We start from the raw sequence: 14,298 nt of genomic DNA on the forward strand, positions 1-14,298 counted from the left end.
ATTTCAATTCTATATTTATATAAATTATATTGATTTTTCATGATTATTAAAACCAAAAACCAATAAATAACTAATAAATATTAATTGAATCATTACTATTATTAATAATATATTGTAATATTCCATTATAGTTATATTGTAATATAAATAAATTAATTATATATTATTTCATTACTTATGAATAGTTATCAAGATAACTTTTGATTTTCTTTTTTCTTAGTAAAAATAAAAATATTTTTAATAAAAATCATATTAAAACTAAATGAAAATTTAGTATTTAGTTTTATTGAATTATGTCTTAAAAACATAAACAAAACATTTTATTCTGATATAATGACAACAAAAAATCAAGTGCAATTTATTATTATCAATAATGAAGAATCAGGACAACGTATTGATAATTTTTTATTAGCACGTTTAAAAGGCATTCCTCGGAGCAGAATTTACCGTATAATTAGAAAAGGAGAAATAAGAATAAATAGTTGTAGAACTAAACCTGAATATAAAATAAAAATAAAAGATATAATTAGGATCCCACCAATTATTTTTTTTAAAAAACCACATAATATTGTGCATACTACATATGATAAAGTATCTAAAATTAATAATTGTATTCTTTATGAAGATGAATATATACTGGTTTTAAATAAACCATCTAGTATTGCTACTCATGGTGGTAGTGGAATAAATTTTGGTATTATTGAAGCATTGCGTACTTTACGTCCTAAAGAACATTTTTTACATCTTGTACATAGATTAGATCGTGAAACATCTGGAGTTTTACTCACAGCTAAAAAATATTCTTCATTAAAATTATTGCATCAACAATTACGTTTAAGAAATATACAAAAAACATATATTGCTCTTGTAAAAGGACAATGGCCAGAAAAAATTAAAGTTATAAAAGCTCCTTTATTAAAAAAAAATTTAAAAAATAATAATAAAAAAATAGTAACAGTCAGCGATAATGGTAAATATTCAGAAACTCATTTTAAAATTAAAGAATGTTTTTCTAATGCTACTTTAGTACAAATTAATCCAATAACAGGTAGAACACATCAGATTAGAGTACATGCAAAATATGCACAACATCCTATTGCATTTGATAATCGTTATGGCGATCTAAATTTTAATAAACAGTTAATTTTTACTGGATTAAACAGACTTTTTTTACATGCCAGTTCACTAATGTTTTTTCATCCAGTTAGTGGGGAAAAATTAACTTTCAATGCTCCTTTAGATAAACAACTTAATACATGCTTAAAATTATTACGAAAGTATAATATTTGATAATACAAAAAAATTTACTAAAATAAACTATAGAATAAATTATAGTAAAATGATATTGACCTTAAAATATTTTATTTTATATATTTATAAAATATTTATTACCTAAAATAATAATTTAAAAAAATAAAAATTTAACAACAAAATAGAAAATAAATAATAATTTTTAATAAAAATTATTATTATATATTAAAAAAATTAAATATTGATTTATTATGAATATTTTGTAATAAAGTAATGTAGTTCAATAAAACAAAAATATAAATAACATTAAAATAATTTAATATTATATGTAATAATATAACAAATACTAAATATTCTATTTTAGAAATAGAAATTTATGATGGTGATATTTCTATTTTAGATATCATAATAAAAAGTATGATAATAGTTAATTTTTATGCGTATTTTGTAAAAAATGAATTTATTTAAAAATAAAAATCTATTTTCATTGATAATTTATATAAAATATTTTTTTATCAGAAAAACATCAAATCTCATTTGATAATTATTATTATCTTTATTTTTATTATAAAAATCAAATTTCTTAGATTAGTTAACAAAAAGATATATAAATTTAATATTAATAATAAAATACAGGAGTTATTATAAATGGCGGTACAACAAAATAAATCTACTCGTTCTAAACGTGGTATGCGTCGTGCACATGATTCATTAACTAATACTGAACTATCTGTAGATAAAACTTCTGGTGAAATACATTTGCGTTATCATATAACTAATGATGGATACTACCGTGGTAAAAAAGTTATTGATAAATAAAGTTATTAACAAATAATGTTGTTTAATTATTAAACGATTAATGTAATATTTTGGGTAATTTAATCTTAGCATTAGATGTTATGTCTGGGGATAATGGACCTAATGTTATTTTACCTGCTGCATTGCAAGCATTAGCATCTAACTCACAATTAAAATTATTACTGGTAGGGTCGCCAGAAATTTTATACCCCCTGCTTGCTGATAAAGGGGCAAAAAAAAATAATCGTTTTAAAATTATACCTGCTCAATATACTATTACTAATTATCTTAATTTATTACAAGCAATTAGACAAAGTAAAGGTTCGTCGATGCGGATTGCTTTAGAATTAGTAAAATCTGGTCAGGCACAAGCCTGTATCAGTGCTGGAAATACTAGTATACTTATAGCATTATCAAAAATCATATTAAAAACGATAGATGGTATAGAAAGACCTGCACTAGTAACTATTTTACCAAATAAAAAACATGGTAAAACAGTTATATTAGATTTAGGCGCTAATATTAAGTGTAATAGTAAAATGTTAGTACAATTTGCCGGAATGGGAGTTATAATAGCTGAAAATATCGCTGATATAAATAATCCACGAGTAGCATTATTAAATATTAAAACAGAAGAAAACTTTGGTTTAGATAATATCTATGAAGCCGCTTTAATGTTAAAGAAAATACCTTTTATAAATTATATCGGTTATTTAGAAAGTGATGAGTTATTAACTGGTAAAACTGATGTATTTGTTTGTGATGGGTTTACCGGTAATATGATCTTAAAAACTATGGAAGGTGTGATAAAAGTTATTTTATCTTTAGTAAAATATTCAACTACAAAAAATAAAATTTCGTCTCACCTTATACAATTGATTCAAACTTGGTTACAAAAACGTATTATCAAATATTTTAGTCATATAGATCCTGATCAATATAATGGAGCTGTGCTGTTAGGATTACATGGTATTGTAATTAAAAGTCATGGAGCAGCAAACCAAAAAGCATTCCAAGCTGCAATTGAACAAGCAATTAAGGCAGTAGAAAAACAAATTCCTGATGTAATTGCCAATCGATTGAATACCTTATTACCCAAGAGTGATTAAAATAAAATGTATACAAAAATCTTAGGTACTGGTAGTTATTTGCCTGTACAGGTTCGTACGAATGCTGATTTAGAAAAAATGGTTGATACATCTGATGAGTGGATAACAACACGTACAGGCATTAAAGAACGTCGTATCATAACAGAAGGTGAGGGTAATGTATCAACAATGGGTGCTAAAGCAGCACAAAAAGCACTAGAAATGGCAAATATTACAGCTCATGAAATTGATTTAATTATTGTAGCAACTACTTCTTCTACACATGCTTTTCCTAGTGCGGCGTGCCAAATACAGCAAATATTAGGCATTGATCACTGTGCAGCATTTGATGTAGCTGCTGCATGTGCTGGATTTACTTATGCATTAAGTATTAGTGATCAATTTATTAGAACAGGAATGACCAAAAAAGCATTAGTGATAGGTTCTGATATGTTATCTACAGTATTAGATCCACATGATCGTAGCACATTAATTTTATTTGGAGATGCAGCAGGTGCTATAGTTGCTGGCTGTTCACAAGAACCAGGTATTTTATCAACTCATTTATACGCAAATGGAAATTATGGTGATTTATTAACCTTACGACGACAAGAACATAGTAAACATTCAAAGCCAACTTATGTCACAATGGCAGGCAACGAAGTTTTTAAAATAGCTGTTAATGAATTATCTAACATTGTAGATGAAACATTAGAAAAAAATGAATTAGATAAATCAGAATTAGATTGGTTAGTTCCTCATCAAGCTAATTTAAGAATTATTCAAGCAACAGCAAAAAAACTTGCTATACCTTTTGATAAAGTTGTTATTACTCTGGATAAACATGGAAATACTTCAGCAGCCTCAGTACCTACAGCATTTGATGAAGCTGTTAGAGATGGTCGTATACAAAGAGGTCAAATGATATTATTAGAAGCATTTGGTGGTGGTTTTACATGGGGATCAGCATTAATTCGTTTTTAGGTTATATAGGGAACAAAAATGTCTAATTTCGCAATGATCTTTCCTGGACAAGGTTCTCAATACTTAGGTATGTTATCAGACCTAGCAAAAGAATTTAAAGTAGTTAAAGAAACTTTTGCTGAAGCTTCTGGTATCTTAGGATATGATTTATGGGATTTAATTCAGAATGGTTCTAAAAAAGAATTAAATAAAACCTGGAAAACACAGCCAGCAATTCTATCATCATCTGTAGCAATTTTTCGAGTATGGCAAGAAAAAAAAGGAGATAGTCCTAAATTAATGGCAGGACATAGCTTAGGAGAATATTCGGCATTAGTTTGTGCTAATGTTATTGATTTTAAATCTGCTGTTAAATTAGTGGAACTACGTGGTAAATTAATGCAAGAATCTGTACCAGAAGGTATGGGGGCTATGTATGTAATTATTGGTCTAGATAATAAATCAATATTAGAATCATGCAAACAAACTTCAAAAAATCAATCAGTTTGGGCAGTTAATTTTAACGCACCCGGGCAAGTAGTAATTGCTGGTGAAAAATATGCTGTTGAAAAAACAGTAATGTTATGTAGAGCTGCTGGAGCAAAACGTACATTGCTGTTACCTATCAGTATACCTTCACATTGTGCATTAATGCATCCAGCTGCAAAAAAATTAGCTGAATCATTAAAAAAAATAATATTTAATAAACCTAATATTTCTATTGTAAATAATGTCGATGTTAAAATTGAGCATTCAATAGATAATATTCAAAATGCTTTAATCAGACAACTATATAATCCTGTACGTTGGGTTGAAATTATAGAATTTATGGCTAAACAAGGAATTAATCAGTTATTTGAAATCGGGCCAAATAAAATACTAACTGGTTTAACGAAGCATATTGTTAAATCTATTCATTCGATAGCTATTAATGATTCTAAATCATTAAAAAATGCATTGATAAATAATTGAGGAAAATATGAATTTTGATGGAAAAATAGCCTTAGTAACTGGAGCAAGTAGGGGTATTGGGAGATCAATAGCTGAACTATTAAATAAACGTGGTTCGAAAGTAATTGGTACTTCTACAAGTGAAGAAGGTGCAAAAATAATTAGTTCCTATCTTGGAGATAGGAAGCAAAGTTATGTTTTAAATATAACCGATACTAAATCTATTAATACTACTCTATATAAAATTCAAGAACAATTTGGTGCAATTGATATATTAGTGAATAATGCCGGTATTACTAGTGACAATATATTATTACGCATGAAACAAGAAGAATGGAATAAAGTTATTAATACAAACTTAAATTCAATTTTTGATTTATCAAAATTTATAATACGTTCAATGATAAAAAAACATTATGGTCGTATTATCTCTATTGGTTCAGTAATTGGTACATTAGGAAATATCGGCCAAGCAAATTATGCAGCTGCTAAAGCTGGTATTATAGCTTTTAGTAAATCACTAGCTCGTGAAGTAGCTAAACGTGGCATCACAGTAAATGTTGTTTCACCTGGTTTTATAAAAACAGATATGACTAGAGCATTGACAGATGAACAACAAGCAGGCATTTTAACTCATGTTCCTATAGGAAGATTTGGGGATACAAGAGAAATTGCTAGTGCTGTAGCATTCTTAGCTTCTGATGAAGCATCATATATAACTGGTGAAACATTACATGTCAATGGGGGCATGTATATGAGTTAAAAACTCATGAATCATTTGCATGGTTAATACAAACATAGCATATTAAATGCTGCAAATTAAGATTTGCATATCCAGGATTAGAGTTATACTTTTCCTGTATTTTACACTAAAAAATCATCGTGAAAACTAATTTTAATAGGGATTAAAATAGTATGAGCACTAAAGACGAACAACGTGTTAATAACAATATTGAAAAACGTGTTAAAAAAATAATTGCCGAACAATTAGGTGTTAAAGAAGATGAAGTTGCTAATGAATCTTCATTTGTTGATGATTTAGGTGCTGACTCTCTTGATACTGTTGAATTAGTCATGGCATTAGAAGAAGAGTTTGATACTGAAATTCCTGATGAAGAAGCGGAAAAAATAACAACAGTACAAGCAGCTATTGATTATATTCATTGTCATGGCTCATAATGTATAAATTTTATATATATAATATCATTTTATTATAAATGTAGGCGGTAAAAATCCGTCTACATTTTTGTAAAAAAATGTACTTTGAAATATTAAATAAAGAAAAAATTTTTTAATATAATGTTATGCTGGATTAATGGTAAACCAAAAAAGAATATTTCTGTAATGGATAGAGTGGTTCAATTTGGTGATGGTTGTTTTACAACTATAAGGTTGATTCGATATCAGCCAGATTTATTAAGTTATCATATTGATAGATTACGAAAAGGAGTTAAACAACTTTTTTTACCTTCACCAAATTGGAAAAAATTAATTAATAATATACATGATATAGCAAAACTAAATCAAAAAGAGTTAGCCGTCATTAAGGTTATTATTAGTAGAGGTAAAGGTGGCCGTGGGTATAGTATAGTAGGTTGTAATAAAGCAACAGTGATTATTTTATTAACTGACTATCCAGATATTTACTTAGATAAACAACAAACTGGTATTGATATTGCATTAAGTACTATACCAGTAAATAATAATCGTTACTTAGCTGGTATTAAACATCTTAATCGTCTAGAACAAATATTAATCAAAAGACAAATTGAATCGCTAAATGTTGATGAAGCTATAGTTATTGATAATGATGGTATATTAATTGGATGTTGTGCAGCAAATATTTTTTTACGCAGAGGGAAAAAAATTTATACACCAAAATTACATAATGCAGGTGTTGAAGGGGTAATGCGTAAAAAGATTATTACATACTTATCTAATACTAATTATGAACTATTTTATGTAAATGATTATCCTAAAATACTAATTAATAGTGATGAAATATTCATTACCAATGCATTGATGCCAATATTATCGGTTAATCGTATTTTAATTAAATCACATAATTATATATCGCATTATTGTTCTCGAGAATTATTTAATTTACTTTTGCCATATTGTTTGAAATTAAATTAATTACATAATTATTTTAATTTTATAAATCCAATTTAAATAAATAAAATTTTATAGTTCACAATTTTTGTATTAATAGTTTATTCTTATATAAATAATGAATAGTTATTTTATATAATATATCTTTACATATAAATTATTTTAAATATATTATTAATATATAAAATAATTTTTTTTAGTTTTAATCAATTAATTTAATTTACTATATAACCATATAAACATGAAAACAAATATTAGATATATATGCATAATGAATAAGTTTAAGAAGATTAATTAGTTAAATAAATAAGTTTGATTGTATAATTCATAATAATTTTAAAAAATATTAAAAAGAATCAAATTATAAAAAAATAGTTATTTTTAGAAGTTATTGATGAGCATACATATTCTTGTATTAACATCAAATATTAATGATTATAATTAAATAGTATGTTTATTAAACAAGTATTATTTTTAATAAAAGATAAAAAATGAATGGTCGTTATATAGTTATTGAAGGTCTTGAGGGTTCAGGAAAAACTACAGCAGTAAAAACTGTTGCAAAAATACTTAATAATTTTGGAATAACTAAAATTAATTTTACAAGAGAACCAGGAGGAACAGCATTAGCAGAACAATTGCGTCAATTAATTAAGCATAGCATTAGCAAAGAAAAAATTACTAGTAAAGCAGAACTATTAATGCTTTATGCTGCACGTATTCAATTGATTGAAAATTTCATTAAACCAAATCTTACAAAAGGAAAATGGATTATTAGTGATCGGAATGATTTATCATCGCATGCCTATCAAGGTGGAGGACGTAAAATTTGCCAGAAATTAATAAAAATATTACAAAATAATATAATCAATAATTTTAAACCTGATTTAATCATATATCTTGATATAGAACCCGAATTGGGATTAAATCGGATAAAAAATCGGAGTAAATTAGATCAAATAGAAAAAGAATCTTTAGATTTTTTTAAGCGAACTCGTAAACGTTATATTGAATTATCAAATAAAGATGATACAATTATTACAATTGATGCTTCTAATTCTTTAATAAATGTACAAGAAAATGTTAACTGTGTAATATCAAACTGGCTAATACTTCAGGGGTATCAGAGGCAAGAAAATGAATTGGTATCCATGGCTAAATCTTCCATATAAACAAATAATTACTTTCTATCAAAAACGAAAACATCATGCATTACTTTTACATTCTAATCCTGGAATGGCTAGTGATGTATTAGTTTGTGCTATTACTAAATGGCTAATCTGCCTAAATCCTATAAATATAAAAAATTGTGGTAGTTGTCATAATTGTCAACTAATGTTAACACACAATCATCCAGATTTGCATAAAATCATTAATGAAAATAATAGCAATAAAATAAGCATTGAAAATATCCGTTCTTTAACTGAAAATTTAGTTAATTATGCACAACAAGGTGGGGCTAAAGTAATTTGGTTTCCTAATGTTGCATTATTAACAGAATCTGCTATCACTGCATTATTAAAAACTTTAGAAGAACCTACAAATAATACCTATTTTTTATTAGAGTGTCGTGATCCAATACATTTGTTGACTACTTTACGTAGTAGATGTTTTTATTATTATCTCTCTGCACCAGATCCACAAACTATAATTAATTGGCTAAAGAAACAAAATATTAATTTAACATTACTTGAAATTGAAACTGCCATAAAACTTAATTTATATGCACCACTTGCTACTTTAAATTTATTAAAACCAAAAAATTGGTTAAAAAGAAAAAATTTTTGTAAGTCATTAATGCAATCCTTAGTAAATAAAAATTTTTTAATATTACTAATTGAATTAGATCAATCAAATGTTCTTGAACGAATTTATTGGTTGATAAGTTTTTTACTTGATGCCTTAAAACATAAACTAGATGCAACTAGCTATTGTATTAATCAAGATGAATTACCATTAATAAAAAAATTAGCTAATATTAATTCATCTGATATTTTACTAAAAAGTATTACTAGATGGATGACTTGTCGTTATCAATTAATATCAATAACAGGTTTAAATCAAAAATTACATTTGTCTGCTCAGTTAATTAAATGGCAAAATACACTTTATCTTGACAAGTAAAGGAGTTTATTATGTTTTTAATTGATTCACATTGTCATATAGATTGTTTAAATTACAAAGATAAACACAAAAATATAAATGATGTTATAAATAAAGCAATAAATAACGATGTCAAATATATTTTAGCTATATCTACAACATTATCAAATTTTGTGAATATGAAAAAGAGAATTCTTCAAAAGAAGAACATAGCATTTTCATGTGGCATACATCCACTAGAAATCAACAACGATTATGATAGTAACGAACTTATAAATTTAGCATCAGATGATTCAGTTATCGCTTTAGGAGAAACAGGTCTAGATTATTATTATCGAACTGACAACATTAAATTACAACAAATATCTTTTCGTCAACATATTCGTATAGGTTCTCAATTAAAAAAACCTGTAATTATACATACTAGAAAATCCACAAAAGACACTTTAAAAATATTAAAAGAAGAACAAGTAGGTGAATGCGGAGGTATTTTGCATTCTTTCACAGAAGATGAACAAACAGCTAAAGCATTATTAGATTTAGGTCTTTATATATCATTTTCCGGCATATTAACATTTCATAACTCTGAAAATATTAGAAAAGTAGCACGTATGATACCATTAGATCGTATTTTAATTGAAACTGATTCACCTTATTTAACTCCAGTTCCCTATAGAGGGCAAGAAAATCAGCCAGCTTATGTCAAAAATATCGCATTATTTTTAGCTAAAATAAGAAATATAGATATTGAAGAAGTTGCTAGAGCTACTACAAAAAATTTCTGTAATCTTTTTAATTTAAAAATTAAACATGATTAAAATAATTATATTTTAAAAATTAAAGGATAAATTATGAAAACAGAAACAATTTTTAGTAAAATTATACGTAGAGAAATTTATTCTGATATAGTTTATCAAGATGATTTAGTGACAGCATTTAGAGATATAAAACCAAAAGCACCAGTGCATATTTTAATTGTTCCGAATATTTTAATTGCTAGTATTAATCATGTAAAACATGAGCATAAACAAATATTAGGTCATATGATTACTACAGCAGCAAAAATAGCTAAACATGAAGGCATTGCTAATAATGGATATCGTTTGATTATAAATTGTAATCAACATGCTGGTCAAGAAATTTTTCATCTTCATATACATTTAGTAGGTGGGCATAATTTAGGCCCAATTTTAATTGAATAAAAATAATATATATTAAATAAATATATTATCTACTATATACTAGATATAGTAGGACTAAAATAACTAACTATATTCAATCATTATTAATATATATTAATTGGCTATTAAATTAATATATATTAATAGTATTAAAATAGTTTTATTAAACTAATAAATTTTTGTTTTTTTGGAAGAAAGAGGTATTATTAATTAATAACTATTAGATAATATTTTTATGTTTTGCAATCATAATTATGAATTATATGATACTTATAAATGTAGCAATTTAAAAATAATTAATACGATAAGTAAATTAAGAATTGAATTCTATTCAGATTTTTTAAATTGAGAAGCAATAAAGAAAATATTAAAGAATTTAAAGAAATACATAAAATTTTATTATTAATATAATATTATCCCTATATTTTAAACACATAATAAAATATGTATCACTAATAAAATAATGCTAATTATTTATTAAAAATTTTATGAATATCATTAATTTTGATATTCTAATTATACAAGAGAAAGTTAAATGAGATGTATTGTTCAAGTTATTATCATATCATATATGTTAATCAGTTGCTCACTAATAACAAAAAAACAATTAATTCCAATAACTAAGACAGTTAATAGAGAAAATAAAGCAATAATGTCTATGCCAGAAACTGTACCTAAAATACCAGAATTAAAAACAATAGATTGGATAAAAGTATTAATTCCTTTAAGTAATCAATTAATAAAATCTCAAATTGTTCAATCAAATAAAGTTTTATTAATTGATTCAATTCAAAATAATACTAATACATCAATTCAATCAATGAAAATAATTGATGCGATTATTGAAATATTCAATAAAAAAAATATATTTAAATTAGTACCACAAAATATGGTAGCAAATGCACGCCAATCTTTAGGATTATCTCAAGAAGATAATTTAATTATGCGAAGCAAAATAATTGGATTAGCTCGTTATATGCATGCTGATTATGTACTTTATTTAATTATTTCAGATAATAAAAAATATAAAGAAATTAAAATGCAATTAATAGAAACTCAAACAGGTGAAATTTTTTGGTCTGGAATTAACAAGATTGAATAAAAATATAATTTAATTGTAATAAATTACAAATAACATAATAAAAAATAATAATAAAATATTTGTAATAATTTTTATATTTAGTGTATACTAAGCTAGTTAATATAAATATATTTTTTTAAATAAAAGAATATATTAATTTGATTTCATAATTATCGCGTTAATATAATACAATATTTATTGATATATGAAATAAAAGCATTATAATTTTTTATAAAATATTTATTTACTCAATCTATAAAATATGGGTATATAAATCTAAAGTTAAATTATATAAACTATTAATATAAATATTAATATTTATATTACAAATACAAAATTTGTATCTAATAAAGATTATTTTTCTATATTTAAAGTTAATATTGTTACTATTTATTCTATTAGAAGTAAAATTGTTAATTAAATTTATATCAAACTTATTTTAAATAATAGTAATTTTATTTTAATCTAATTATTATTCACTGTAATGATTTAATATCAAGTATAAATATATATAAAATAATACTTATCATGATCATGATAAGTATTTAGATTAATATGATTACATTAGTTAATTAATGAAAATGATTATTACTAAAATTAAATAATAACAATTAATAAAATAATTATTTCGAAAATAAAAACTAATACATAATATAATTAAATGTTATTATAAAAATATTTAGATTATTAAATTACTTTAATTATCAATAAATTATTATGGTTAATAACTGTTAATAACTAATGTAATCAGTAATTAATAAAAATATGATAAGAAAAATAAATTAATTAAAAACATTTTTAAGTAAAAATGTTTTTATATAAATAATATGGTATAATAATAATATTCAATTTAATAAGGTCAACAATGATAAATCATATCAATATTTTTTCTTTAAGTGAAGCAACCTGGGATGGCCTTACAATGACTAATACAGCTGTATCTCAAATTTGTAAATTAATGAAAAAAAATCCCAATAGTCAAGGTATATCTCTGACTATAAAACAATCAGGTTGTGCTGGATTTAGTTATGTTATTACATTGATAGATAAGCTTACTAAAGAATATATGCTATTTGAGAATAGTGGTGCTAAATTATTTGTACCTCTAAAAGTTATGCCATTTATTGATGGGACTGAGGTTGATTATGTTCGAGAAGGAATTAATCAAATTTTCAAATTTAATAATCCTAAAGCTCAATATGCCTGTGGTTGTGGCGAAAGCTTTGGTATTTAAAAGCTTTGGTATTTAAGTGAATTAAATTATGTCACAAAATAATATAGAAAATACTAATAAAGAAGTACAAAAATGGTTAACTGAGCATCGTTATAAGGAGGGGTTTTTTACTAATGTTGCCACAGATAAATTAGCTAAGGGTATTAATGAAGAAGTTATTAGAGCTATATCAAGTAAACGTAATGAACCAGATTGGATGTTGCAGTTTCGCTTAGAAGCTTATCATCATTGGCTGAATATGGAAGAGCCACACTGGATAAAAGGATTCTACCCCAACTTAAACTATCAAGAATTCAGTTATTATGCTGCTCCAGCATGTAATGTTTGTCAAGATAAAAATACTTCTAAAATTAATTTAACTATAGATGAAAAAAATTCTCATAATAATATTTATCTAACAGAAGAAGTTGAAGAAACATTTAATAAATTAGGTATCCCAGTACATGAAGATCAATCAATTGCAGTGGATGCAATTTTTGATTCTGTTTCTGTTTCAACAACTTACAGTAAAAAATTAGCAAAAATGGGCATTATTTTCTGTTCTTTTAGTGAAGCAATTCAAAAATATTCTAATTTAGTAAAAAAATATATTGGTACTGTAGTACCTAATAAAGATAATTTTTTTGCTGCATTAAATTCTGCAGTAGCTTCTGATGGCACTTTTGTTTATATACCTAAAGGTATTCATTGTCCTATGGAATTATCAACATATTTTCGCATTAATACTCCTAAAATAGGTCAATTTGAGAGAACTATTTTAATTGCTGATGAAAGTAGCTATGTTAGTTATATTGAAGGTTGTTCAGCTCCAATTAGAGATAGTTATCAATTACACGCGGCTGTGGTTGAAGTCATTGTTCATAAAAATGCTGAAGTAAAATACTCTACTATACAAAATTGGTTTTCAGGAAAAAATAAATCTAGTGGAATTTTAAATTTTGTCACTAAACGTGCATTATGTGAAGGTAAAAATGCAAAAATGTCCTGGACTCAATCAGAAACTGGATCAGCTATTACTTGGAAATATCCCAGTGTTATTCTAAAAGGTGATAATTCTATAGGAGAATTTTTTTCAGTAGCTTTAACTAATAGTTATCAACAAGCTGATACAGGTACAAAAATGATTCATATTGGTAAAAATACACATTCTACTATTATTTCTAAAGGTATTGCAGCAGGATATAGTCAAAATAGTTACCGTGGTTTAGTAAAAATTTTACCTACTGCAGAAAATGCTAGAAATTATACACAATGTGATTCTATGTTAATTGGAACAAAATGCGGTGCACATACATATCCTTATATAGAAGTAAAAAATAATAACGCAAAGTTAGAATATGAAGCTAGTACATCTCGTATTGGTGAAGATCAGCTTTTTTATTGTTTACAACGTGGAATTAGTAAAGATGATGCTATTTCTATGATCGTAAATGGTTTTTGTAAAGATGTCTTTTCTAAATTACCATTAGAATTTACTATTGAAGCCCAAAAATTATTAGCCATTAGTATAGAAAACAGTGTTGGATGATTAATTGT

Annotated in this window: 15 protein-coding genes; all 15 read left to right on the forward strand. The window is 25.2% G+C overall.

Going from position 1 to position 14,298, the window contains the following annotated elements:
- Positions 1–333 precede the first annotated feature (333 nt).
- Positions 334–1,290 carry a 23S rRNA pseudouridine(955/2504/2580) synthase RluC gene (gene rluC, locus AUT07_RS00345; RefSeq protein ID WP_066282646.1) on the forward strand — a complete coding sequence of 319 codons (957 nt, stop codon included), beginning with the start codon at positions 334–336 and terminating at the stop codon, positions 1,288–1,290.
- Between the two features lie 609 nt (positions 1,291–1,899).
- A complete protein-coding gene (gene rpmF / locus AUT07_RS00350; protein ID WP_066282648.1) occupies positions 1,900–2,070 on the forward strand; it encodes a 50S ribosomal protein L32 in 171 nt (56 codons plus the stop codon).
- Positions 2,071–2,120: 50 nt separating this feature from the next.
- Entirely contained in the window at positions 2,121–3,158 is a 1,038-nt protein-coding gene (gene plsX / locus AUT07_RS00355; RefSeq protein WP_066282649.1) for a phosphate acyltransferase PlsX, read from the forward strand.
- A 6-nt stretch (positions 3,159–3,164) separates the two neighbouring features.
- Entirely contained in the window at positions 3,165–4,121 is a 957-nt protein-coding gene (locus tag AUT07_RS00360) for a beta-ketoacyl-ACP synthase III (RefSeq protein WP_066282656.1), read from the forward strand.
- 18 nt (positions 4,122–4,139) lie between these two features.
- Positions 4,140–5,072, forward strand: coding sequence for an ACP S-malonyltransferase (gene fabD, locus AUT07_RS00365; RefSeq protein ID WP_066282659.1), 933 nt, complete (start codon positions 4,140–4,142; stop codon positions 5,070–5,072).
- A gap of 7 nt (positions 5,073–5,079) precedes the next feature.
- Positions 5,080–5,814 carry a 3-oxoacyl-ACP reductase FabG gene (fabG, locus tag AUT07_RS00370; RefSeq protein ID WP_066282662.1) on the forward strand — a complete coding sequence of 245 codons (735 nt, stop codon included), beginning with the start codon at positions 5,080–5,082 and terminating at the stop codon, positions 5,812–5,814.
- A 152-nt stretch (positions 5,815–5,966) separates the two neighbouring features.
- Positions 5,967–6,230 (forward strand): acyl carrier protein, encoded by a 264-nt coding sequence (acpP, locus tag AUT07_RS00375; RefSeq protein WP_066282665.1) that lies wholly within the window; start codon positions 5,967–5,969, stop codon positions 6,228–6,230.
- A gap of 120 nt (positions 6,231–6,350) precedes the next feature.
- Complete coding sequence (pabC, locus tag AUT07_RS00380) at positions 6,351–7,187, forward strand: aminodeoxychorismate lyase (RefSeq protein ID WP_066282667.1); 837 nt, start codon at positions 6,351–6,353, stop codon at positions 7,185–7,187.
- Between the two features lie 467 nt (positions 7,188–7,654).
- Positions 7,655–8,335, forward strand: coding sequence for a dTMP kinase (gene tmk, locus AUT07_RS00385; protein WP_066282674.1), 681 nt, complete (start codon positions 7,655–7,657; stop codon positions 8,333–8,335).
- Positions 8,301–9,287, forward strand: a complete 987-nt coding sequence (locus AUT07_RS00390) for a DNA polymerase III subunit delta' C-terminal domain-containing protein (protein WP_066282682.1) — start codon at positions 8,301–8,303, stop codon at positions 9,285–9,287. The genes tmk and AUT07_RS00390 overlap by 35 nt, the downstream gene beginning before the upstream one ends.
- A gap of 11 nt (positions 9,288–9,298) precedes the next feature.
- Positions 9,299–10,084, forward strand: a complete 786-nt coding sequence (locus tag AUT07_RS00395) for a YchF/TatD family DNA exonuclease (protein WP_066282684.1) — start codon at positions 9,299–9,301, stop codon at positions 10,082–10,084.
- 33 nt (positions 10,085–10,117) lie between these two features.
- Positions 10,118–10,468, forward strand: a complete 351-nt coding sequence (locus AUT07_RS00400) for an HIT domain-containing protein (RefSeq protein ID WP_066282686.1) — start codon at positions 10,118–10,120, stop codon at positions 10,466–10,468.
- A 514-nt stretch (positions 10,469–10,982) separates the two neighbouring features.
- Positions 10,983–11,549, forward strand: a complete 567-nt coding sequence (locus tag AUT07_RS00405; protein WP_066282688.1) for a penicillin-binding protein activator LpoB — start codon at positions 10,983–10,985, stop codon at positions 11,547–11,549.
- A gap of 844 nt (positions 11,550–12,393) precedes the next feature.
- The gene (gene sufA, locus AUT07_RS00410; protein ID WP_066282689.1) at positions 12,394–12,762 is read left to right on the forward strand and encodes a Fe-S cluster assembly scaffold SufA; all 369 of its coding nucleotides are present in this window, start codon (positions 12,394–12,396) and stop codon (positions 12,760–12,762) included.
- 28 nt (positions 12,763–12,790) lie between these two features.
- Positions 12,791–14,290, forward strand: coding sequence for a Fe-S cluster assembly protein SufB (gene sufB, locus AUT07_RS00415; RefSeq protein ID WP_066282690.1), 1,500 nt, complete (start codon positions 12,791–12,793; stop codon positions 14,288–14,290).
- Positions 14,291–14,298: the final 8 nt, after the last annotated feature.

Origin of the sequence: Candidatus Arsenophonus lipoptenae (assembly GCF_001534665.1) — a bacterium.
In the GTDB taxonomy this organism is placed as follows: domain Bacteria; phylum Pseudomonadota; class Gammaproteobacteria; order Enterobacterales; family Enterobacteriaceae; genus Arsenophonus; species Arsenophonus lipoptenae.